Source organism: Deinococcus aquiradiocola, assembly GCF_014646915.1.
GTDB classification, from domain to species: domain Bacteria; phylum Deinococcota; class Deinococci; order Deinococcales; family Deinococcaceae; genus Deinococcus; species Deinococcus aquiradiocola.
On the sequence record NZ_BMOE01000014.1, the window covers coordinates 45,275 to 67,325 of the forward strand.

19 protein-coding genes and 1 riboswitch are annotated in these 22,051 nt (G+C 69.0%); of the genes, 16 read left to right on the forward strand and 3 right to left on the reverse strand.

The annotated features are described in order from the left end of the window. Positions 1 to 199 precede the first annotated feature (199 nt). Together IEY33_RS15960 and IEY33_RS15965 are read right to left on the reverse strand one after the other, a co-directional pair. The gene (locus IEY33_RS15960; RefSeq protein ID WP_188964285.1) at positions 200 to 2,176 is read right to left on the reverse strand and encodes a DUF11 domain-containing protein; all 1,977 of its coding nucleotides are present in this window, start codon (positions 2,174 to 2,176) and stop codon (positions 200 to 202) included. 110 nt (positions 2,177 to 2,286) lie between these two features. Continuing rightward, on the reverse strand, positions 2,287 to 2,802 hold the full coding sequence (locus IEY33_RS15965) for a hypothetical protein (protein ID WP_188964286.1): 516 nt from the start codon (positions 2,800 to 2,802) through the stop codon (positions 2,287 to 2,289). 59 nt (positions 2,803 to 2,861) lie between these two features. Beyond that, positions 2,862 to 2,945: riboswitch (cyclic di-GMP riboswitch) on the reverse strand. A 309-nt stretch (positions 2,946 to 3,254) separates the two neighbouring features. Here IEY33_RS15965 and ndk point away from each other — a divergent pair. From ndk to IEY33_RS16045, 16 genes are all read left to right on the forward strand, one after another. Beyond that, complete coding sequence (gene ndk / locus IEY33_RS15970) at positions 3,255 to 3,668, forward strand: nucleoside-diphosphate kinase (protein WP_188964287.1); 414 nt, start codon at positions 3,255 to 3,257, stop codon at positions 3,666 to 3,668. Between the two features lie 84 nt (positions 3,669 to 3,752). Beyond that, on the forward strand, positions 3,753 to 4,004 hold the full coding sequence (gene xseB / locus IEY33_RS15975; RefSeq protein ID WP_188964288.1) for an exodeoxyribonuclease VII small subunit: 252 nt from the start codon (positions 3,753 to 3,755) through the stop codon (positions 4,002 to 4,004). 257 nt (positions 4,005 to 4,261) lie between these two features. After that, positions 4,262 to 4,564: a 50S ribosomal protein L21 gene (gene rplU, locus IEY33_RS15980; RefSeq protein ID WP_188964289.1), complete on the forward strand. Its 303-nt coding sequence runs from the start codon at positions 4,262 to 4,264 to the stop codon at positions 4,562 to 4,564. Between the two features lie 154 nt (positions 4,565 to 4,718). Further along, positions 4,719 to 4,991: a 50S ribosomal protein L27 gene (gene rpmA / locus IEY33_RS15985; RefSeq protein ID WP_188964290.1), complete on the forward strand. Its 273-nt coding sequence runs from the start codon at positions 4,719 to 4,721 to the stop codon at positions 4,989 to 4,991. A 199-nt stretch (positions 4,992 to 5,190) separates the two neighbouring features. Then, the gene (obgE, locus tag IEY33_RS15990; RefSeq protein ID WP_188964291.1) at positions 5,191 to 6,510 is read left to right on the forward strand and encodes a GTPase ObgE; all 1,320 of its coding nucleotides are present in this window, start codon (positions 5,191 to 5,193) and stop codon (positions 6,508 to 6,510) included. 239 nt (positions 6,511 to 6,749) lie between these two features. Next, on the forward strand, positions 6,750 to 7,262 hold the full coding sequence (gene yqeK / locus IEY33_RS15995) for a bis(5'-nucleosyl)-tetraphosphatase (symmetrical) YqeK (protein ID WP_188964325.1): 513 nt from the start codon (positions 6,750 to 6,752) through the stop codon (positions 7,260 to 7,262). Positions 7,263 to 7,341: 79 nt separating this feature from the next. Further along, a complete protein-coding gene (locus IEY33_RS16000) occupies positions 7,342 to 8,727 on the forward strand; it encodes an LCP family protein (RefSeq protein ID WP_188964292.1) in 1,386 nt (461 codons plus the stop codon). 133 nt (positions 8,728 to 8,860) lie between these two features. After that, positions 8,861 to 9,229, forward strand: a complete 369-nt coding sequence (rsfS, locus tag IEY33_RS16005; RefSeq protein ID WP_188964293.1) for a ribosome silencing factor — start codon at positions 8,861 to 8,863, stop codon at positions 9,227 to 9,229. 120 nt (positions 9,230 to 9,349) lie between these two features. Beyond that, the gene (locus IEY33_RS16010; RefSeq protein WP_188964294.1) at positions 9,350 to 10,633 is read left to right on the forward strand and encodes an aminopeptidase; all 1,284 of its coding nucleotides are present in this window, start codon (positions 9,350 to 9,352) and stop codon (positions 10,631 to 10,633) included. 253 nt (positions 10,634 to 10,886) lie between these two features. Then, on the forward strand, positions 10,887 to 12,425 hold the full coding sequence (locus IEY33_RS16015) for a carboxypeptidase regulatory-like domain-containing protein (protein ID WP_188964295.1): 1,539 nt from the start codon (positions 10,887 to 10,889) through the stop codon (positions 12,423 to 12,425). After that, positions 12,425 to 14,914 carry a S8 family serine peptidase gene (locus IEY33_RS16020; protein ID WP_188964296.1) on the forward strand — a complete coding sequence of 830 codons (2,490 nt, stop codon included), beginning with the start codon at positions 12,425 to 12,427 and terminating at the stop codon, positions 14,912 to 14,914. The genes IEY33_RS16015 and IEY33_RS16020 overlap by 1 nt, the downstream gene beginning before the upstream one ends. 228 nt (positions 14,915 to 15,142) lie before the next feature. After that, entirely contained in the window at positions 15,143 to 16,222 is a 1,080-nt protein-coding gene (ahbA, locus tag IEY33_RS16025) for a siroheme decarboxylase subunit alpha (protein WP_188964297.1), read from the forward strand. Between the two features lie 183 nt (positions 16,223 to 16,405). Beyond that, a complete protein-coding gene (gene tkt / locus IEY33_RS16030) occupies positions 16,406 to 18,373 on the forward strand; it encodes a transketolase (protein WP_188964298.1) in 1,968 nt (655 codons plus the stop codon). Between the two features lie 168 nt (positions 18,374 to 18,541). Continuing rightward, a complete protein-coding gene (gmk, locus tag IEY33_RS16035) occupies positions 18,542 to 19,174 on the forward strand; it encodes a guanylate kinase (protein WP_229671081.1) in 633 nt (210 codons plus the stop codon). 129 nt (positions 19,175 to 19,303) lie between these two features. Continuing rightward, complete coding sequence (locus IEY33_RS16040) at positions 19,304 to 19,474, forward strand: hypothetical protein (RefSeq protein ID WP_188964300.1); 171 nt, start codon at positions 19,304 to 19,306, stop codon at positions 19,472 to 19,474. Positions 19,475 to 19,532: 58 nt separating this feature from the next. Beyond that, entirely contained in the window at positions 19,533 to 20,192 is a 660-nt protein-coding gene (locus IEY33_RS16045; RefSeq protein WP_188964301.1) for a monofunctional DNA glycosylase, read from the forward strand. A 181-nt stretch (positions 20,193 to 20,373) separates the two neighbouring features. On the opposite strand, the gene IEY33_RS16050 is transcribed toward IEY33_RS16045, so the two are convergent. Further along, on the reverse strand, positions 20,374 to 21,960 hold the full coding sequence (locus IEY33_RS16050) for a catalase (RefSeq protein WP_188964302.1): 1,587 nt from the start codon (positions 21,958 to 21,960) through the stop codon (positions 20,374 to 20,376). Positions 21,961 to 22,051: the final 91 nt, after the last annotated feature.

Consider the following 22,051-nt stretch of genomic DNA (forward strand, 5'->3'; position numbering starts at 1 on the left):
TCCGGATGGAGTTCATCATGCCACTGCGGCGACGCGGTTGGAGCTGTACATGAAAGGAGTTTCTGGATTTGGGCGGCGCGTGAAGCAAAACGGGAACTGCGAAAGGGGTGGTGCGGGAAAAAGGGTCGTGCCGAACAGGTGAGGGACTGGTGTGGGGAAAACGGGTGTGCCCCAGGAGGCGGGGCACACCCGGCGGGGATCAGTTGATCTTGACCTTGAAGGTCACGACGAAGCTCTGACCGGGCTTCAGGATGTCGTTGTTGTCGATGGTGTTGTCGTTGTTGCTGTCCACGGCCACTTCGACCTTGGTGGCCGCCGCGAGCGCGGTGGGCGCGGTGGCGGACCAGGCGCCGGTCCCGCCGACGCGGTAGAGGATCTTGGCGGGCGCCGCGATGGCGGTGGTCGCGCTGATGCTCACGAAGCTGGTGTTGGTGGGGAGCGTGTCGGACACGATGGCAGCCTTGATGTTGGCGTTGCCGGTGTCCTGGCCGGTGATGCTGTACGTGACGGTGTCACCGGGCTTGGCGCTCGCGAGGTCCACGGCCTTCACGACGTAGTTGGTGGGCGTGCCGACCTTGGGGATGGTGATGGTGTCGTTGGTGTCGTTCGCCGTGACGCCGGTGGTGTTGCCGGTGACGCTCTGCGTGACCGGGTACGCGCCGGGGTAGGCGTTGTTGGGGATGCTCACGACGGGGATCAGGCAGTACGTCGCGCCGGGGGCCACGCTGGGCGTGGCGGTGATGGCGGTGGTGCTGTCGGCCGTGCCGTCGCAGTTCGCGTCGGGGAGGTACGTGACGGGCACCGTGACGCTGCCGGTGGGGGTGCTGAAGGTGACGGTGCCGGCGGGCGTGAACGCCTCGGGGGCGCCGCCGGTGTTCTTGATCTGCATCGGCACGCTCGTCAGGGTGACGGAGGTGCTGCCGCCGGGGTTGTTGCCGGCCGGGGTGGGCGCGGTCTGGGTGGGGGTCTGGGTGGCGTCGGGGCCGGTGGCGGTCTTGTCACCGTAGGCGACGCCGGGCAGCAGGACCGTGTCGGTGGTGGTGTCGGTCTTGGTGGCGTCGTTGCTGCTCTTGGCCGTGACGGTCACGGTGGGCTGCTTGGTGTTGTCGGTGGTGGTGCTGCCCGCCGGGAAGGTCACCTCGATGCGGATGTCCTTGCTGGCGCCCGCGGCAATGGTGCCGGTGTCGACGGTGCCGTCGCTGTCGGTGTCGGTCAGGACCGCGCCGCTCGCGTCGAGGATGCGGACGGTCGCGCCGGCCGGCAGGTTGAGGCTCGCGGCGGTGATGTCGAAGGTGTCGGTGCGGTTACCGGTGTTGGTGATCGTGTTGGTGAAGGTGACCTTGGTGGTGGTGCTGGTCGCCGGGGCGGTCGAGGTGTCGTTCAGCTCGGCGATGGTGATGCCGGTGGTGGTGGTGGTGTCGGTCGTACCGGCGGGCGCGTTGCCGGCCGCGTAGCCTTTCGGGCCGATGACGCCGGCGTCCGTGCGGCTGATGGTCACGAGGTTGGCGTTGTTGCTGTCGGTCGGCTGCGTGAAGGGCGCGGCGGGCTCGTTGGTGGTGCCGGCCGTGCCGTTCGCCTGGCGCGTGCCGGTGGGGCTGCTGCCGTAGGTCTGGCCGTTGGTGGCGGTCGTGGGGACGACGTACACCTGGTAGAACTTGACGGACGTGTCCTGGGCGACGCCGCTGATGGTGGTGATGGGGGTGGAGGCCGCGACTTCGGCGGCGCTCAGCACGCCGTCGCCGCTGGTGTCGGCGCTGGCGGGGTAGTACTTCACGTTCGCGGTGGTGAGTCCCGTTCCGGTACCGCCGACGCTGGGGGTGGTCAGGGCGTAGCTCTCGCCGTTGACGTTGCCGGTGTTGGTCAGGGTGTACTGGAAGGAGACGGTGTCGCCGGGCTTGATGCTGGTGAGGCTCTGGCCGGGGTTGGCGTAGTCGGCCGCCTGGGTGGGCGTGGTGCCGGCCGTGGTCTGGTTGGGGGTGATGGTGAAGCTGGGGTTGGGCAGCACGGTCGTGGTGACCGTGTTGGAGTTGACGGTCGGCTGGGCCACGCCGGCGTCGTCAGCGAAGCTGATCTGGGCGGTGTTGGAGATCGTGGTGCCGGCGGTGGTGCCGGTGGCGCCAGCGGCACCGGCGGCCAGGGCGACCATCAGCGAGAGCAGACTCAGGGACTTCTTCATGCATTCCTCCTCAGGAATCGGGGTTCAGGTGAACGCGGGGGCAACGGGACGAGAGACGACGCAGGGGATGACGGACGCAGCACGCGCGGTGATGCGGGAAGAAAGGAGGATCAGTTGACGCGCACCCGGAAGCTGAGCTTCAGGGACTCGTCGGCCGCGAGCTGGGCGATGACCCAGCGGACGTTGGTGTACTCGTTGGCGGGCGCAGCGACCTGTTTGGTGACGCTCTTGCCGTTCTCGGTCACGGTGACGGTCTTCATGGGCGTCGCGGTGAAGGTCTTGCCGCCGTCGATGCTGTACACCGTGTTCCAGCGGTCGCCGGTGGGGGTGGCGTTTCCGGCGTACACGGTGCCTTTGGGAACCGGGACGCTGATCACCGAGTTGCGGACGACTTTGGTGGAGACGTTGGTCACGGTGACCTCTTCTCGCAGCACGTCGCCCGGCAGGACCGTCTTGGGGGAGGGGACCACGGTCTCGACGGCCTTGCCGTTGACGGTGGCGGTCTTGATCCCGTCCTGTGCCAGCGACACCTTGACGGGCGGGGTCGCGGGTGTGGTCTTGGCGGGCGTCGCCGTCTGTGCGGACGCCGATCCGAGCAGGACCACGATTGTCATGAGCTTCTTCATGTAACTCTCCTCACGTGCTGGTGCCTCACCAACACAAAGCCGACAGACGCTGGTTGCTGCCAACTTCTGCCGGTCGCGCCACTGGCTCTGCATCCGGCTAGGCGCCCGATTGCGCCGAATGCTTCATCACCTCAGATTGTCTGGAGCCTTGTGAACCAGTCCTGCGGGTTCGGGCCGTGTTCCCACGCCAGCGCGTGGTGACCACAGTCTGCTGAGACGGGTATCACAACAGACTTACAGCCGCAGGACAGGATAGGACAGGTGGGTGAGCCACGGTCACGGGGCGACCCGCATCCACACCCTCTCGGGCGAATGCTCACACATTCTAGTGAGTGAGTGTTTTTTCACATCTCCCCGCTGGGGTAAGCCATCTGGCTTAGTGCAGAGATCACACTCCTGTGCCACGGTCCTCTGACGTGCCCCCCCGCACGATCCGCTATGCTGCTCCCGAAATGGAACGTACCTTTGCCATGATCAAACCCGACGGCGTCAAGCGTGGCCTGACTGCCGAAATCCTCGCCCGCATCCAGCGGAAGGGCTACCGCGTGGTGGGCCTCAAGCAGTTCGTGATCTCCCGCGAACTCGCCGAGAACCACTACGGCGAGCACAAGGAACGCCCCTTCTTCGGTGAGCTGGTCGACTTCATCACGTCCGGCCCGGTCGTCGCGATCGCGCTGGAAGGCGAGAACGCCATCCTCGGCTGGCGCGGCATGATGGGCGCCACCAACCCCGCCAACGCCGCCCCCGGCAGCATCCGCGCCGACTACGCCACCACCACCGGCGAGAACGTCACGCACGGCTCCGACAGCCCCGAGAGTGCCGAGCGCGAACTGGGCCTGTTCTTCAAGCCCGAAGAACTGCTCTAAGCGCCGCCCGAAGCGCCCCGCCCGGCCCCGTGCCCGGCGGGGCGCTTCACGTGGGCCTCTCCTCTCCCCTGCTACACTCCGCGTATGGCCCGTTCCGCATCCAGGTCCCCTGCCCGCCCGGTCAGCTACCGTGACGCCTACGCCGCCCTCACGCGGATCGCGACCGAGCTGGAACACAGCGAGCCGGACCTGGACCGCGTCCTGCCGCTCATCGAGGAGGCGCAGGCCGCCTACGCGGTGTGCCGGGGGCGCATCGAGGCGCTGCAGGCGGCGCTGGGCGAAGAAGCCCTCGCCCCGCAGGACGACCCGGACGAAGATACGGACGAGCAGGACTGAACTGCACCCGGTGGCTTCGGGCGCACGGCCGCAACAGTCCACCATATATATAGTCCGGCGCGAAGATGAATTCGTGGCCGCCCCCCGGCCCCTGCACGGAAGCCTTCCGCATCCCCGGACCCGCGGGGCATATCTGTGCTACACTCGTCTACTGAAACCCGCTTCGGCGGGTATGTTCCCGCGTCCGCTGAAGCGCGCTGGGTGACCCGAGGGGAACCCGTGTCTTCAAAAGTGGGCCGGTGTACGGGAGGAATACGATGTTCGCAGTTATTACGAGCGGTGGCAAGCAGTACCGCGTTTCCGAGGGCGACGTGCTCAAAGTCGAGAAGCTGAAGGGCGAGGCCGGCGACAAGATCGACCTGACCCCCCTGTTCGTTTCCGGCGACAAGGTCCTGACCGGCAGCGAGGCCGCCAAGTTCGTCGTGAGCGCCGAAGTGGTCGACCACGGCAAGCACAAGAAGATCTACATCCGCAAGTACAAGAGCGGCATCCAGTACCGCAAGCGGACCGGTCACCGCCAGCAGTTCACGGCGATCAAGATCGTCGGCATCAAGGGCTGAACCGCCCGGTTCAAGGGACGCCAGGGCACGCCCGGTCGCTCCTGCGAACATCGGTGAAGTGAGGGTCTTCCTCACCCCTGAACAAGAACCCCCGAACCCCCCAATCCTGCAGGTCCCGGCACGACGCGGCCGGACCGCACCGAGGTAGACCAACATGGCACACAAGAAAGGCGTAGGTTCGTCCAAGAACGGACGTGACAGCAACCCCAAGTACCTGGGCGTGAAGAAGTTCGGCGGCGAGAAGGTCCTGGCCGGCAACATCCTCGTCCGTCAGCGCGGCACGAAGTTCCAGGCGGGCGCGGGCGTCGGCATGGGCCGCGACCACACCCTGTTCGCCCTCGTCGAGGGTCAGGTCGTGTTCGCCAACAAGGGCAACAAGGGCCGCTTCATCAGCGTCCAGGCGCCCGTCGCCGCTGCCGCTGACTGAGTTCAGCGCAGCCTGAGAGTCACAGAGGCCGGGCCTGCGGGCTTCGGCCTCTGTGTTGTACAGGGGCGGCACGCGGGACGGAGCGCGGCACCACACACGGCGTCCGTTTCACGATACGGGCGCGCGGGGAGACGCCGGATGCACCTTCATCCCGCGCACCCCGGATCAATCGGCAGCACCCACAGCAGGCAGGAGAGTCATGGCGTTCAGAGATGTGCTGGAAATCGAGGTACAGGCGGGACACGGCGGCGACGGAAGCATGAGCTTCCACCGCGCCAAGTACACGCCCAAGGGCGGCCCGGACGGCGGGCACGGCGGCAAGGGCGGCAGCATCATGCTGCGCGCCGTGGAGGGCGTGGACAGCCTGGAGCGGCTGCTCGGACGCCGGAAGTTCAAGGCCGAGAACGGCGCGTACGGCGAGGGCCGCCTGCGCCAGGGCAGTGACGGCACCGACACCGTCATCGACGTGCCGGTCGGCACGACGGCCTTCGACCTCGAGACGGGCCGGGTCGTGGCGGACCTCATCACGGCCGGGCAGGTCAAGGTCATCGCGCGCGGCGGCTTCGGCGGGCGCGGCAACAGCACCTTCGCGAGCAGCACGCGTCAGGCCCCGCGCTTCGCGGAGCTCGGCACGCGCGGCCAGTACCGCCGCATCCGGCTGGAGTTGCGCCTGATCGCGGACGTCGGCCTGGTCGGGTACCCGAACGCGGGCAAGTCCAGCCTGCTGAAGGCGCTCTCGAACGCGAACCCTGCCATCGCCGCGTACCCGTTCACGACCCTCTCGCCCATCCTGGGCGTGGTGGACGACCTGGACCGCGACCGCCGCTTCACGCTGGCGGACATTCCCGGCATCATCGAGGGCGCCAGCGAAGGCAAGGGCCTGGGCCTGGAGTTCCTGCGGCACATCTCGCGCACGCGCCTGCTGGTGTACGTGCTGGACGTCACGCAGAACCCCGTGCAGGAACTCGGCGCCCTGCAGGCCGAACTGCGCGCCTACGACCCCACCCTGCTGGACGGGGTGTCGCTCGTGGCGCTCAACAAGATCGATCTCGTGGACGCCGACCTCGCGCAGCTCGCCGAGGACGAACTGAGCAGCATGGGTCTGCCGGTCATGCAGGTCAGCGCGGGCGAGCACCTGAACCTCGACGCGCTCAAGCAGGCGATCTTCGAACTGCTGCCCCCGTACGAACTGTGGGCGCAGACGCACGCGCTGGAAGAAGAGTCCGACGTGCTGCGCGAAGCTCCCCTCACCATCGACACCCGGATGGACCCGCCCGACAAGAATCGTGGCGTGGAGGAAGGCGGCCCGGTCCGCGTGTGGATCGTGCAGGGCGGCGGCTTCGAGGACCGCCTGCAGCGCTTCTCGCGTCACCTCGAGGAAGCGTCCGAGTACCTGGGCGGTGTCTTCAAGCGCCAGGGGCTGTACAAGGCCCTGAAGCAGGTCGGCGCGCAGGAAGGCGACACCATCGAGATCGGACCGCACCGCTTCGAGTACTTCGACGACGAGGACCACGGCTGACCTCCGCAGGGCCGGGCACCGTGAATGAACGAATTCCACGGTTTCCGCCGCCCCGCGAGGCGTATACTCGGGGCTATGGCGCGGCAGATTTCGGAGCAGATGTTGCGACGGACCCGCAGGTCCCACGCATGATGCAGACGCTGCCCAGGCTCGGCCCGGCAGCGCCGGTCCCCCCGGCACGGCAGACCCTCCAGACGCCACCGGAGGTGATGCAGGGCTGGCTGAGCCGCGTGCAGCTGATGGTCAAACCCCGCCGGTTCGAACACGTGATGCGGGTCGCGCACCTCGCGCGCGACATCGCGCTCGCGAACGGCATCGACCCGCAGCTCGCGTACTGGTCGGGCGTGCTGCACGACGTGGCACGCGACCTGCCGGACAGCGAACTGCTGCGGCTCGCGCCGCCCGAGTGCGACATCGACGCCGCCCACCCGCTCGCCCTGCACGGCCGGGCCGGACGCACCCTGCTGGAACACTGGGGCCTGCAGGGACGCACGGAACGCGAACGCACCGTGCTGGAAGCCGTCGAGGACCACACGACCGGGCCGCGCAGCGGGAACCCCGTGTCGGCGTGCGTGTACATCGCGGACGTGTCGGAACCCGGGCGCGGCGTGAACGCCGACATCCGTGAACTGGCGCTGCACGACCTGCCCGCCGCGCTGCGGCAGGCGATCGTCTCCAAGGTGACGTACCTGCAGGGACGCGGCATCGAGGTGCACCCCCGCACCCTGCGTACCTTCCACGACCTGCGCTGACCGGCGCTCCACCCTCGTCCGTTCGCCGCGCGGTCCGGCGACCGAGTCTCTCAGCGGGCCACCCCCACCATGAAACGACATGTCTGACCCTCAACCCCCACAGGCGCCCGAGCCGGGCCGCAGGAACTGGAGTGCCCGCCGGCAGGTGGGCCGCGTTCGCAGCGGCCAGGTGTACTACGACCACGCCGAACCGGCCGGGGCTGCCCCGGCCACACCCGTCCGGGAGCGCACGTCGCCCGCGTGGCGCGCGTGGCAGCTGTCCGCGCTGACGCTGTCGGCCCTGTCGCTCGGCGGGTACGCGGTGCTGAACGCGTCGGGCGGCGAGGCGCGGCGCGTGATGGCGGCCGTGCCGGGCGAAGCGCCGCACCTGACGCTGCTCGTGGCCGGGCGAGACATCGTGTACTGCGCGCCGTACACGCCCTGCAAGGATCAGGACACCCGCAAGGTGTGGCAGCCGCCCAACACCGACTCGATCATGCTGATCAAGGTGGACGGCAGCAAGATCAACGTCCTGTCCATCCCGCGCGACACCAACGTCGGCCCCTACGACCCGAACCGTGGCCCGGCGTCGCAGAAGGTCAACAGTCAGTACTGGTCCAGCGGCCTGCAGGGCCTGAGCAGCGCCGTGGAGGAAATCACGGGCGAACGCGTGGACTACACGGCCGTCGTCCGGACCGACTACGTGGAGCGCGTGATCGGCGCGCTCGGCGGGCTGGACGTGACGGTGCCCGACATCGCCGCGTACGGTCACCCGGACCAGCGCGGCATCCAGTTCGACGACAACGCCGCGAACCTGCACGTGCACCTTCAGCCCGGCCCGCACCACCTCGACGGCAAGCAGGCCGTCGCGTACCTGCGGATGCGCAAGGGCGTCGGGGACGACTACGGGCGCATGGACCACCAGAAGCAGGCGCTCAGCCAGCTGGTCGGGAAGCTGAAGTCGCCCGGCCGTCTCGCGGCGGCCCTGCCCGTGATCGTGGGCGGCCTGTCGAACGGGGTGGACACCAACGCCGACGCGGGCCTCGTGCAGAGCCTCACCCCGGCCCTGTCGCAGGTGCGCCTGAACTTCGCGACGCTGCCCACCAACGAGATTCCCGGCAGTTACAACCTCGCGGCGGACCGGGAAGCGCTCGCCAGACTGTGGAACGACGACGCCGCGCAGGGCACGGCCGGCGCGAAGGCCGCCTCGGTGGTCGTCGAGGACGCCAGCGGGCACGGCCTCGGGCCGCGCTTCGTGAAGGCGCTGCGTCAGGCGGGGTACAGTACCGTGAAGCTCCAGACGGTGCCCGCCAGTCCGGAACACACGCAGGTCTTCACGCAGACCGAGCCGCGCGCCGCCGAGAACCTCGCCGACCTGCTGAACGTCTCGCGCCTGCAGGGCCGCCGCTTCCCGGTCGGGGACGGCGAGATCGGCGTACTGCTCGGCGAGGACGCCAACACCCTCTACGCCGCGCTGCCCCACTAGCCCACCCTGACGGCACGCCCGCACGGCCAGCGACCCACGCCGCCCCCCGGGCCCGCCCGACCCCGAACCTGCCCACCTTCCCCCGCCCCTCCCGGCCGCGCCCCGCGCCGCCCTGAACCCCCCCGGAGCACCCATGACCCAGACGCACACCATCGACGCCACCACCCACAGCCAGCTGAAAGCCATCGTGGACGCCGCCCTGGAGCGCCGCGCCGACGACGTGAAGGTTCTCGACCTGAGCGGCGTGTCCAGCACCCTCGACTTCTTCGTGATCGCCACCGCCACCGCCGGACTGCAGCTGAACGCCGTGCAGGAAAACGTGAAGCAGAAGGCCATGGAGGCCGGACTGCCGCGCCCCACCGTGGAAGGCCCCAGCGAACGCTGGCTGCTGATGGCCTTCGGCGCGAGCATCGTCGTGCACCTCATGACCCGCGAGGCCCGCGAGTACTACGACCTCGAAGGCCTGTGGTCCGACGCGCGCGAAGTCAGCTTCGCGGAGTAATCCCGCTCCGCCACCCTCGGCCCGGACGTTTGAAGTCCGGGCCGTTGTGCTGCCAGTCCGTGCGGGTGGTCCGCACCGGAACGGTCCGCCGCGCCGGGCCGTGTCCTGTAGATTGAACGGATGGACGCGCAGACCCCCACCGACCAGACCTCCGCCAGCCAGCACGGCCTGACCTTCGAACAGAAGCTCGCCAACTACGCCGACCTGCTCGTCCGGGTCGGCGTGAACCTGCAGCCCGGCGGGAAACTGCAGTTGAACGCCCCCATCGAGGCGGCTCCCCTGGTGCGCCTCATCGCGCAGAAGGCCTGGGAGGCGGGGGCCGTCGACGTGCACGTCGCGTACCAGGATCAGGTGCTGGGCCGCGTGATGTTCGATCACGCGCCGGACGCCGCGATGGAGTACGCGCCCGCCTGGAGTGCAGAAGAGGCCGCGCACCGCGTGGACGACGGGTACGCGTTCCTGAGCGTGGCGGGCAGCGACCCGGACCTGCTGGCGGGCGCCGACCAGGGCCGCATCGCCCGGCGCAGCAAGACGAGCGCCCTCCTCAGCAAGCCCGTGTCGGAACGCATGATGGCCTTCGAGGTGAACTGGAGCATCGGCGCGATGCCCGTCCCCAGCTGGGCGCGCAAGGTCTTCCCGACCCTGACGCAGGACGAGGCCGTCGCGCGCCTGTGGGACGCGATCTTCCAGGTGAGCCGCGCGGACACGCCCGACCCGGTCGGCGCGTGGCGCGCGCACGTGGACCGGCTCGCCAGCGTCCGCACGCACCTGAACGGGCGCCGCTACCACGCCGTGCACATCCGCAACGCGCACACGGACCTGACGGTCGGCCTGGCGGACGGGCACCTGTGGGCGGGCGGCGCGTGGCCCGCCCAGAACGGCGTGGCAGGCGTCCCGAACCTCCCGACCGACGAGGTGTTCACCATGCCGCACCGCGCGCGGGTGGACGGGTACGTGCAGGCCAGCAAGCCGCTGAGCGTGCGCGGCACCCTCATCGAGGACATCCGCATGCGCTTCGAGGGCGGACGGGCCGTCGAGGCGACCGCCAGCCGCGGGCAGGACGTGCTGCTGGCACTGCTGGACACCGACGAGGGCGCCCGGCACCTGGGCGAGATCGCGCTGGTGGAGTACGACTCGCCCGTCGCGAGCACCGGCCTGCTGTTCTACAACACCCTCTTCGACGAGAACGCCGCGAGTCACATCGCGATGGGGCAGGCGTACGCCTTCAACGTCGAGAACGGCACGGCCGAAGGCGCGCTGGCCGCGGCGGGCGGCAACACCTCCCTGATCCACGTGGACTGGATGATCGGAACGCCCGACACGGACGTGGACGGCGTGTACGAGGACGGACGCCGCGAGAGCGTCATGCGGGCCGGCAAGTGGAGCTACGACACGCAGGACTGACCTGTACCCTCCACCCGGCACGGCAGGCGCACCTGGAGCCGTCCGGCTTGTCCGCACGGCCGGACAGCTTGCTGTACCGCTCGGCACACCGGGGTGTAAGAGATTTGAGAGAAGGCTGAAACTCCTGTATATTCTCGCTCAATCCACACAGCGCCGGCGCGTACCGGCACGCTCCGCAGGGCGTGCTGTGCCGTGCGTTTCTGGAGTGTATTCGGCCCTGCTGTCCACGCTCATCAACGGTCAAGGAGAGAACGTGTCCATCCGCTCATCAAGAGTCCTGCTCCTCGCGCTCAGCGCCTCGCTCCTGGCGGCCTGCAACTCCGGCACCAGTGCACCCGAAGTGACGCTCAGCGGCGTCCTCAGCCTGTCCCGCGCCGGTGAAGCCGTCGCCGGGGCGACCGTCAAGGTGGGCGACACCGGCCCGCAGACCACCACCGACGCCAGCGGTCACTACACGCTGAACATCCCCGCCAACAGTGGCGCCGTGGCCCTGACCTTCACCAAGGCCGGGTACGCGTCCACCCGCGTCGAGAACGTCGATCCGGCCAGCATGCCGGTCGTGGACGAGATCCTGCAGGCCTCGCTGAACCCCGACCTGCCGAGCACGCCGCCCACCGTCACGCTGGACCTCGCAGACGGCGCGACCGTCGGCGCGGACGACCTGAAGATCCAGGTCAAGACCACCACCGCCTCCCCCGACCTGAACGGCCCCACCAGCGGCATCGCGTCGCTCGGGGTGGACGCGGGCAGTTCCGGGTACCTGAACGCAGGGCGCGCCCGGGCCTTCGTCGCGTCGCTGAAGGGAGACGACACCTTCACGCTCAAGGCGAGCGACATCGCCGCGTACAGCGGGAACCTCGACGTGCACGTCGCCGTGTACGACTTCAACGGCAACCGCACGCACGTCATCCGGCACGTGAAGGTCGCCGCGACCAGCGTCGCGAAGGCCGTCGTGGCGCCCACCGACCTGAGCCCCACTGCCATCACCTTCGCGGACACCGCCACGTACGGCGCGCTCGGCACGTCCCCGCTGGCCTCCAGTGCCCTGAAGAACTTCGTCAAGGGCGACGCGGCGACCCTCAAGGGCCTCGCCGTGCAGCGCAGCGGCACCCTCACCCCGCAGGCGGCCGACAGCGGCACCGTGATGTGGGTGGACGTGGCCTTCAAGTACGACCCGGCCGCGCCGCTGCCACGCAGCTTCGAGCTGTACCGCTCCAGCGACGCGCAGAACTACACGCGCGTCCTGACCGCCACGCCCGCCAAGGTCGCGCAGGACGACAAGGGCAACTACCTGATCCGTGACAACTCCGCGCAGCTCACGCCCGGCACCAGGTACACGTACCGGGTGCGCGCCGTGAGCGACACGGCCACCCAGGACTCCGCCGTGACGACCGTCACCCCGCTCGGCCGCTACACCATCACGCTCGGCGCGCCCGCACAGGGCAGCACCGGCGTGGAGACGGCCCCGATCTTCCGCTGGAAGACCGGCGGCGCGAGCGACAAGGAAGCGCTGCTGCTGCTGGTGCTCGACCGCACGCAGGCCGAAGGCAAGAGCTTCCAGTGGCAGAGCGACGTGAGCGGCAAGACGTCCGCCGTGTACGACAACGACGGCCGCGCTCTCACGCCCTACCTGCAGCCGTTCCACGCCTACGACTGGCAGATGGCAGGCATGACGTACAACACCGACCAGACCGCCTTCTCCATCGGTGCCGACTTCTTCAACGCGCTCGGCATCGTCAGCAACCCCGTGAAGGGCGGTCCCGTCAACGAGTTCGTGACCGGAGGATACTGATGCAGCCCAAGAATCTCGCCAGCCTCGCCCTGGCCGTCACGCTGGCCCTCGCCTCCTGCTCTCAGGGGACCCTGACCGCCTCCACCCCCGTCGCCCCCGCGCCCGGAGCGTTCGTGGTGGACCCCACGCACAGCTACGTGGCCGGGCAACTCGTGATCGGCCTGCAGGACGGCCGCGGCGCCCGCGACGTGGCCGAAACGATCGGCGCGCAGGTCCTGGCCGAACTGCCTGAACTGCAGGCGGCCGTGCTGAGCCTGCCGGCAGGCCTGAGCGTCCAGAAGGCCGTGCGTGCCCTGGCAGGCAGCGGCGCCCTGCGGTACGCCGAACCGAACTACCTGATGACCACCCCCGAACGTTCCGGCAACACGCCCCAGGGCGGCCTGGACGCCAGCGCCAGCGTGACCGCGCAGGCCACCGGGGCCCTCAACGACCCGCAGCTCGGCAAGCAGTGGTTCCTGAACAACATGAACGCCCCGAAAGCCTGGGCGACCGCGACCGGGAAAGGCATCCGGATCGGCGTGGCGGACGAGGACATCGACCGCAACCACCCGGACCTCAAGGCGAACATGGCGTTCCCCGGCTTCGACAGCCCCAACCAGACCCTCATCACGGCTGCCACCCCCTACGACGGCAGCGGACACCACGGCACCTGGGTGAGCGGCACGGCCGCCGCCGTCGGCAACAACGGCATCGGCGGCGCGGGCGTCGCGTACGAGGCGAGCATCGTACCGCTCACCATCACGCACGACCCTACAGGCGCGTCGAACGTCGATTCTGCCCGTGCTTTCGTGTGGGCCGTGAACGGCCCGGACGGCATCGCGCCCGGCGCGGCCGGCGACACCGACACGCCCGCCGGACACCGGGGCTTCGTGGACATCCTGAACTACTCCTTCGGCGGGACGGCGTACTCGCAGCTCAGCAAGGAAGCCATCGACTACGTGCTCAGCAAGGGCGTGGTGTTCGTCACCTCGGCCGGGAACACGCCCACCACCGGCCCCGCCAGTCCCGCGTGGACACCCGGCGCGATCAGCGTGGCCGCCACCACCCCCCGCAACACCCGCACGGACTTCTCGAACAAGGGCGCGCACCTGAGCGTCGCCGCGCCCGGCAAGCAGGTGTGGGTGACGGCCGTCAGGACCGACACCAGCAATGCCAGCGAGTCGAACTACGAGTACGTGGACGGCACGTCGTTCTCCAGCCCCGCCACGGCCGGCGCAGCCGCGCTGGTGCTGCAGGCCTCCGCCACCAAGAACGCCGACGGGAGTGTCAAGCAGATCACGCTGACGCCCGCCCAGGTGCGCCACATCCTGGAAGACACGGCGCTGAAACCCACCGGGGCGTACAGTATCGAGACCGGCAACGGCATCGTGCAGGCCGACAAGGCCGTGCTGCGCGCCACGCAGGACGCCGCGAACACCGTCGAGAAGGGCGTGAACGTGGCCCTGCAGTTCGTGGCACGGAGCGACAGCAAACTCGGCATTCCGCTGGTGGGCGTCACCCTGAGCGGCGGGAAGCGACCGGATCAGCTCCTGTACGCGCAGTCGGCCGCCGGGGACGCCATCTACCCGGCGGGCCGCGTGAACTTCCGCGAGATCGACGCGGGCGACTACCAGCTGTACGCGTCCGGGCCGCGCACCGTCGTGGCAGGCGGCACGCCCGGCATCCTCAGCTCGCCGCTGAGCCTCGCGCCCGGCGCCGCGAAGGGATACACCCTGCCGCTGGACGTCACCTTCCCCACCGACAGCAACGAACCGAACGACACGACCGCCACAGCCACCCCCATCGCGTACGGCGTCGCGAAGGACGGCGTGCTGAAGAACGGCGACCAGGACGTATTCGCATTCACCGCCACGGCGGGCGACGTGGCCTTCCTGAACACGCAGACGGTCACGGGCTCGCCCGACATCGGGCTGCAGGTGCTCGACGCGACCGGCAAGGTGCTCGCCAGCAACAGCGCCCAGCGCAAGAACGTCACGGACGCCGCCCTGGACTTCAAGGCGCCCGCCACCGGCACCTACTACGTGGTCGTGAAGGACGAGATGGGCGGCAACCCCTTCAACGCGTACTGGCTGGCCCTGACGCGCCTGACCGGCAGCGAGAGCGAACCGAACGGCAGCGGCAAGATCAACGGTGAGAAGTTCAGTGACCTGGACTTCACGGGCGCGAACGCCCTGAACATCGGCGAGGCGAAAGACGCCGCCATCAGCCCGACCGGTGACGTGGACGTGTACACCTTCACCGGCAAGGCCGGGCAGAACATCCTGGCAGACATCAACGCCGCCGAGAGCGGCAAGCCGGACGGCGTGATGTCGCTGTACCAGGCGGGCAACCCGGTCGCCCTCTCGGCGGTCGACGACACGAACACGCAGGATCCCACCGTGGAGTACGTGCTGCCCGCCGACGGCGTGTACTACCTGACGGTCGGCGCGTACACCAGCAGCACGCAGTCCAGTGCCGGCTCGTACCGCGTGAGTCTCGCCGCCCGCTGAGCACACCCCACCTGTTCCCGCGCCCCCCGGCCCCCCCGCCGGGGGGCGCTGCTGTCTCCCAGGGCGTCGTCCCGCGCCAGGGCGGCCGGGTCCAGGGGCGGCCGTGCACGGCGAGGGAACCTCTTCCCGGTCGGAACGGGAGGCCGCGACGCCGGATCACGTGACCGGCCGGATGGTGTTGTGCCTTTCAGGACGTTTTGCTGCGCGTGCAGGTGTTAGCCTGTCGTCATGACCACCAGCCCGGCCTCCCAGGAGCCAGTCTCGCCCCGCGACCTGCTGCTCAACCGCATCCAGAAAGACATCCCCATCGTGGAGCGCCCGTACCGGGTGCTGGGCGACGAGGTCGGCCTGAGTGAGGACGAGGTGCTGAGCATCCTGAGCAGCGTGAAGGCGGAAGGCGTGCTGCGGCAGGTGAGTGCCATCTTCGACACGCGCACCCTGGGGTACAAGAGCAGCCTGGTGGCCGCCGTGTACGACGAGGATCAGCTGGATGCGGGCGCCGAGACCGTGAACCTGCACCCGGGCGTGAGCCACAACTACCGGCGCAACCACAGTTTCAACCTGTGGTACACCATCGCCGTGCCGCCCGAGAGTGACCTGGAGGCGCACGTGCAGCGCCTGCACGACCTGAGCGGCGCGCGGCTCACGCGCCTGATGCCGACCCTGCACCTCTTCAAGATCGGGGTGGAGTTCGACATGACCGGCACCGAAGCCTGGAACGCGAAGTCCCGACCGCAGTACACCAGTGAACAGCGGAACATCGGGTACGCCGTGACGGACCTCGACCGGGCCTTCGTGGTGGAGTTCCAGAAGGACCTGCCCATCACGGCCGAACCGTACCGGGACGCGTGCGCGGCGCTGGGCCTGAGCATTCAGGAGGTCGCGGCGCACGCCGAGCGCATGAAGGCCGCCGGGGCGCTGCGGCGCGTGTCGGCCGTGTTCCGGCACCAGTCGGCGGGCTTCCGGTTCAACGCGATGGGCGTGTGGGCCGTCCCGCAGGAGGACGTGCAGCGCGTCGGGGCGGAAATGGCGGGCTTCAAGGCCGTGTCGCACTGCTACCTGCGGCCCACGTACCCGGAGTGGCCGTACACCATCTTCACCATGGTGCACGGGCGCAGCAAGGAGGAAGCCTTCGGGAAGATCCAGGCGATCGAGCAGGAAGTCGCGCCCGGCATCGCCTACGACATCCTGTACAGCACCAAGGAGTACAAGAAGGTCCGGCTGGAGTTCTACAAGCCGGAGTTCTACGACTGGGAGCGGCGCGAGCTGGGCACGGCCACGGAAGCTGCGGAGCCCGTCACGGCCTGAACCTGCTGGCCCGAGGCGGCCCTGTCCTGCCGACCCCACCCGGGGCCGTGCCGGGCGGGGCCGCCTCCCTTGTGGGGCGCGGGCGGCTGTGACCTGCTCAGGGACAGCTGCGGGCGCGAGATGACGCTCGCCTTTAGACAGAGCTGATTGCGGGCTGGGGTGTGCGGGGTACACTAAATCCCTATGAGCGTCCAAGACTTGTCGGTCAATACCATCCGTACGCTGTCCATCGATGGCGTGCAGCAGGCCAACAGTGGTCACCCCGGTGCGCCGCTCGGTGCCGCCCCGATGGCGTACACGCTGTGGCAGGACTTCCTGCGCCACAACCCCCGGAACCCCCACTGGCCCGGACGTGACCGCTTCGTGCTGTCTATCGGGCACGCCAGCATGCTGATCTACAGCCTGCTGCACCTGACCGGCTACGACCTCTCGCTGGACGAACTCAAGAACTTCCGGCAGTGGGGCAGCAAGACGCCCGGCCACCCGGAGTTCTTCCACACCGACGGCCTGGACGCCACCACCGGCCCGCTCGGGCAGGGCGTCGCGATGAGTGTCGGCATGGCGATGGCCGAGTCTCACCTCGCCGCGCGGTACAACCGCGAGGGCTTCAAGGTCTTCGACAACTTCACGTACAGCATCATGGGTGACGGCGACATGCAGGAAGGCATCAGCCATGAGGCCGCGTCCCTCGCCGGTCACCTGCAGCTCGGGAAGCTGATCTGGCTGTACGACGACAACGACGTGCAGCTCGACGCGGCCACCTCCAAGGCCTTCAGCGACCAGACCGCGCAGCGCTTCGAGAGTTACGGCTGGCAGGTGCTGGCCGTGCACGACGGCAACGACCGCGGCGCGATCCACGAGGCGATCCTCGACGCGCAGCGCGAGACGAGCAAGCCCACCCTGATCCGCGTGAAGACCGTCATCGGGTACGGTTCGCCCCGCGCGGGCAGCAGTAAGGCACACGGTGAGCCGCTCGGCGCGGAAGGCGTCGCGGAAACCAAGAAGCAGCTCGGCTGGGCGTACCCGGAGCCGTTCACGGTGCCGGAAGAAGTGGCGGCCCACATGGACGCCCGTGAACGCGGCGCCGCTCAGGAAGCCGAGTGGCAGGCCATGATGGACAGCTACCGCGCCGCGCACCCGGACCTGGCGAAGGAACTCGACGCGATGCTGGCCCGCGAACTGCCGCAGGACCTCGCGGACGAACTCCCGAGCTTCGAGGTGGGCAGCAAGGCCCTCGCGACGCGCGCCGCGAGCGCCAAGGTCATCAACGCCATCGCCGCGCACGTGCCCGCCCTGATGGGCGGCAGCGCCGACCTGAGCGGCAGCACCAAGACCACCATCGACAACGAGCCCGCCATGCAGGCGAGCGTCATGGCGGGCCGCAACGTGTACTTCGGCGTGCGCGAGTTCGGCATGAGCGCCGCCGCGAACGGCCTGAGCCTGTACGGCGCGCTGCGCCCCATGGTCGGCACCTTCCTGGTGTTCGCGGACTACCTGAAGCCCGCCCTGCGCCTCTCGGCGCTGCAGCACCAGCCGGTCATCTACGTGCTCACGCACGACAGTATCGGCTTGGGCGAGGACGGCCCCACGCACCAGCCGGTCGAGCAGCTCGCCATGCTGCGCGCCACCCCGAACACGTACGTCCTGCGTCCCGCCGACGCGAACGAGACGTCCGCCGCGTGGCACATGGCGCTGGAACGCAAGGACGGCCCGACCGCGCTGATCCTCAGCCGTCAGGACCTGCCGATCATGCCGCGCAACCACAGCGGCGTGAAGCGCGGCGCGTACGTCGTGCGTGACGCCGAGAACGCCCAGGTGATCCTGATCGCGTCGGGCAGCGAGGTGCACGTCGCGCTCGAAGCGGCCGACGCGCTGGCCGCCGAGGGCATCGGGGCGCGTGTCGTCAGCATGCCCGGCATGGAAGCGTTCCGCGCGCAGGACCGCGCGTACCAGGACAGCATCCTGACGCCCGGCGTGAAACGCGTCGCGATCGAGGCGGCCATGCCGCAGCCGTGGTACGAGTGGGTGGGCCTGGAAGGCGCCGTGATCGGCATGCCGGGCTTCGGTGCGTCCGCGCCCGCCAGCACCCTCTTCGAGAAGTTCGGCTTCACGGCCGCCAACGTCGTCAAGGTCGTCAAGGGCCTCCTCTGACGGACGGGGGCGCGCCCTGAGCGGCGGCGCCCCATCCCAGACCGCGCCGCCCACCGGGACTCCCGGGGGCGGCGCGCGCCTGTTCGCCCTTCCCGCCTGTCCCTGGTGCGGGGCTGTGATTGCCTGTATGCTCTCTGGAATATGGCGGCGGCAATGCTGGAGAGAGACATGACCACTGAAGAACACCAACCCCGGACCCCGCGCGGCCTGCTGATCGTGATGACCGGCGCGAGCGGCGTCGGCAAAGGCACCCTCCGCGAACGCTGGCTGAAAGACCAGGACGTCTTCTACTCCGTCAGCTGGACGACCCGGCAGGCCCGGCCCGGCGAACGCCAGGGCCTGGACTACCACTTCGTGAGCCCGGAAGAGTTCCAGCAGGTCGCGGCGCAGGACGGGTTCCTGGAGCACGCCGAGTTTGCCGGGAACCACTACGGCACGCCGCGCGGCCCCATCGAGGCGGCCCTCGCGGGCGGGCAGGACGTGATCCTGGAGATCGAGGTGAAGGGCGCCATGCAGGTCCGCCAGCACAGCCGCGAGGCGGTCCTGGTGTTCATCATGCCGCCCAGCATCACCGAACTGCGCCGCCGCCTCGAAGGGCGCGCGACCGAGAACCCCGAGCAGATCGAACGCCGCCTGAGCCGCGCGCACGAGGAGATCCTCGAAGCGCACGCCTTCGACTACGTCGTCATGAACGACGACCTCGACCGCGCCGTGACCGACATGCACGCCATCCAGCGCGCCGAACGCGCCCGTTCCGAACGGCTCTCCCCGCAGGAACTGCGGCGCATCGTCGAAAGCTGAGCCGAAGGTTGAGCTGAACGCTGAAACGCACGCTCCGGGCATGCGGGCGAGAGGGGCGGAAGGGACTTTCACAAGTTCCCTTCACGCCCCTCTCCCCTGTCACGGCCCGCCGCGCGCGACCCTGAAGGCATGACCGACCACACCCCCGACCAGACTGCAGCCACGCGCCCCGACCCCGCCGACACCACCCCCGCCGAGGGGCAGAGCCGCGACATTCCCGCCCAGGACCAGGGCAAGGACCAGGGCGTGGACACCGCCTACGACGCTCCGCCCGCCGAAGGGGCGCGCGACGACGACTGACGCTCCCCCACTCAACGCCGAGCGGCCCGCACAGGAACGGTCCGCACTCCTGCGCTGGATGCACGACCGCGTCACGGCCGAGTACGGCCCGAGGCCCCTCGTGCCGCGCCGCGAGGCGATGCATGAACTCGTCAGCACCATCCTGTCGCAGCGCACCGACTGGCGCAACGAGGACCTCGCGTACCGGGAACTCCGCACGCTCGGCGACTGGGACACCATCCGCGCCCTCCCGACCGAGACGGTCGCGCACGCCATCCGCGCCAGCACCTACCCGGAACAGAAAGCGCCACGCATTCAGGCGACCCTGAACGCCATTCTGGACGCGCGCGGCAGTTACGACCTCGACTTCCTCGCGGACCTCAGCCCGCAGGACGGCCTGAACTGGCTGACCGCCCTGCCCGGCGTGGGCGTCAAGACCGCCTCGCTCGTGCTGCTCTTCAACTACGCCAAGCCGGTCTTCCCGGTGGACACGCACGTACACCGTATCAGCACGCGCGTGGGCGCCATCCCGCGCATGGGGGAGGCGGCCGCGCACCGCGCCCTGCTTGCCCTGCTGCCGCCCGACCCGCCGCTGCTGTACGAACTGCACGTCAACCTGCTGCGCCACGGGCAGCGCGTGTGCCGCTTCAGCCGTCCCGCCTGCGGCGCCTGCGTGCTGCGGGAACGCTGCGACGCCTTCGCCGTTCACGGCAACGCCGTCCCGCCCTTCAAGGACTGAAGGCCCAGCACCGAACGGACGGACGAGGGCGGCCCCAGGTGATCCGGGGCCGCCCTCGTTCTGACTCCCGAATTGAACCCGCACACTCCGCGGGATTCAACCGGGATGCATCGCCTCAACACCGGACCTGCTGGTGCTCACTGCGCTCGGCTGAACTCTAGGAGTTCAATCCGAATGGGGCTCAGTCGTCCGCGCCGACCGCTTCGGGCTTCGCGGCGTTGGTGTGCGTCTCAGTGAGCAGCTGGCCGAGCATGGGATCCGGCTGGGCCTTGAGCGCGTCGATTTCCGCATCGACACCCTTCCCGAGGCGCTCGTCGATCTTGTAGAGGTGCGCGACGAAACGCTGGCGCACGAAGTCCGGCACGGTCGCGAGCGGACCGGCGAAGTTCTTGTGCAGGCGGTCCTGGCCGTCCCGGCCCATCAGTTCGTACAGCGCGGCAGGCTGGCCGTACAGGTCCTCGTCCGTCTCGGGGTAGCCGTAGCGGTCGGCGTTGCCGTCGATGCGCAGGGCAGGCTCGTCCGTCTGCGGGCCGGTTTCGGCGGGGCCGCCGAAGCTGTTCGGTTCGTACACGGGCGCGTCACCGAAGTTGCCGTCGAAGCGCGTCTGGCCGTCGCGGTGGTACGTGTTGACGGAGTTGACGGCCTTGTTGACGGGCAGCGCCGCGTAGTTGATGCCGATGCGGTAGCGGTGCGCGTCGGCGTAGCTCATGAGGCGTGCCTGCAGGACCTTGTCGGGGCTGGCGCCGAAGCCGCGCGGCATGTTGCTCGGCTCGAAGGCGGCCTGCTCGATCTCCGCGAAGTAGTTCTTGGGGTTCTCGTTCAGTTCGAACTCGCCGACCTCGATGAGGGGGTAGTCCTTGTGGCTGACGGTCTTGGTGAGGTCGAAGATGTTGGTGTGGTACGTCTCGGCGTCCTTCTCGGGGATGACCTGCACCGATACCTTCCACCTGGGGTACTCGCCGCGCTCGATGGCCTCGAAGAGGTCCTGCAGGTGGTAGTCGGGGTTCTCGGCCGCGATCTGCGCCGCCTGATCGCCGGTGAGGCCCTGCACGCCCTGCATGGTGTGGAAGTGCCACTTCACCCAGTAGCGTTCGCCCGCGTCGTTCCACAGGCTGTACGTGTGGCTGCCGTAGCCGTTCATGAAGCGGAAGCTGCGCGGAATGCCGCGGTCACCGAACATGTACATCACCTGGTGCAGCGCTTCGGGGCGCAGGCTCCAGTAGTCGAACTGCATGGTGTTGCTGCGGCGGCCCGTCTGCGGGTGGCGCTTCTGGCTGTGGATGAAGTCCTGGAATTTCAGGGGGTCGCGCACGAAGAAGATGGGGGTGTTGTTGCCCACCATGTCCCAGTTGCCGTCCTCGGTGTAGAACTTCAGGGAGAAGCCGCGCGGGTCGCGCACGGTGTCCGCGAAGCCGCGCTCGCCGGCCACGGTGCTGAAGCGGGCCAGCATGCGGCACTGTTTGCCGACTTCGCTGAAGAGTTTGGCGTTGGTGTACTTGCGGATGTCGCCCGTCACGGTGAAGGTGCCGTAGGCGCCGCCGCCCTTGGCGTGCACGACGCGTTCCGGGACGCGCTCGCGGTTGAAGTGCGCCATGCGTTCCAGCAGGTGGTGGTCCTGCAGCAGGACTGGGCCGCGCGGGCCGGCGCTCTGCGACTGCTGGTTGTTGGGGACGCTGTTGCCGGCCGCGTTGGTGAGGGTGCCCTGGGCGGGCCGGGCGGCCTGCATGTCCTGGGGTTCGGTCGGCTTGAAGCTCTTGTCTGCGCTCATGACGCCTCCTGTACGGTGCTGGGGTTCGGCTGGGTCGGGACGGTCCGGGGTCCGGTGCTGGCGTGCGTGAGGTGCGCGTCTGCACGGACCA

What these genes read in the sequence shown, in the direction of transcription:
- IEY33_RS15960 (WP_188964285.1), bottom strand. Translation starts at nt 2,176, where the DNA reads ATGAAGAAGTCCCTGAGTCTGCTCTCGCTGATGGTCGCCCTGGCCGCC.
- obgE (WP_188964291.1), top strand. Translation starts at nt 5,191, where the DNA reads ATGGCGTTCAGAGATGTGCTGGAAATCGAGGTACAGGCGGGACACGGC.
- xseB (WP_188964288.1), top strand. Translation starts at nt 3,753, where the DNA reads ATGGCCCGTTCCGCATCCAGGTCCCCTGCCCGCCCGGTCAGCTACCGT.
- tkt (WP_188964298.1), top strand. Translation starts at nt 16,406, where the DNA reads ATGAGCGTCCAAGACTTGTCGGTCAATACCATCCGTACGCTGTCCATC.
- IEY33_RS16000 (WP_188964292.1), top strand. Translation starts at nt 7,342, where the DNA reads ATGTCTGACCCTCAACCCCCACAGGCGCCCGAGCCGGGCCGCAGGAAC.
- IEY33_RS16050 (WP_188964302.1), bottom strand. Translation starts at nt 21,960, where the DNA reads ATGAGCGCAGACAAGAGCTTCAAGCCGACCGAACCCCAGGACATGCAG.
- IEY33_RS16040 (WP_188964300.1), top strand. Translation starts at nt 19,304, where the DNA reads ATGACCGACCACACCCCCGACCAGACTGCAGCCACGCGCCCCGACCCC.
- gmk (WP_229671081.1), top strand. Translation starts at nt 18,542, where the DNA reads ATGACCACTGAAGAACACCAACCCCGGACCCCGCGCGGCCTGCTGATC.
- yqeK (WP_188964325.1), top strand. Translation starts at nt 6,750, where the DNA reads ATGGTCAAACCCCGCCGGTTCGAACACGTGATGCGGGTCGCGCACCTC.
- IEY33_RS16020 (WP_188964296.1), top strand. Translation starts at nt 12,425, where the DNA reads ATGCAGCCCAAGAATCTCGCCAGCCTCGCCCTGGCCGTCACGCTGGCC.
- IEY33_RS16010 (WP_188964294.1), top strand. Translation starts at nt 9,350, where the DNA reads ATGGACGCGCAGACCCCCACCGACCAGACCTCCGCCAGCCAGCACGGC.
- IEY33_RS15965 (WP_188964286.1), bottom strand. Translation starts at nt 2,802, where the DNA reads ATGAAGAAGCTCATGACAATCGTGGTCCTGCTCGGATCGGCGTCCGCA.
- ahbA (WP_188964297.1), top strand. Translation starts at nt 15,143, where the DNA reads ATGACCACCAGCCCGGCCTCCCAGGAGCCAGTCTCGCCCCGCGACCTG.
- ndk (WP_188964287.1), top strand. Translation starts at nt 3,255, where the DNA reads ATGGAACGTACCTTTGCCATGATCAAACCCGACGGCGTCAAGCGTGGC.
- rplU (WP_188964289.1), top strand. Translation starts at nt 4,262, where the DNA reads ATGTTCGCAGTTATTACGAGCGGTGGCAAGCAGTACCGCGTTTCCGAG.
- rsfS (WP_188964293.1), top strand. Translation starts at nt 8,861, where the DNA reads ATGACCCAGACGCACACCATCGACGCCACCACCCACAGCCAGCTGAAA.
- rpmA (WP_188964290.1), top strand. Translation starts at nt 4,719, where the DNA reads ATGGCACACAAGAAAGGCGTAGGTTCGTCCAAGAACGGACGTGACAGC.
- IEY33_RS16045 (WP_188964301.1), top strand. Translation starts at nt 19,533, where the DNA reads ATGCACGACCGCGTCACGGCCGAGTACGGCCCGAGGCCCCTCGTGCCG.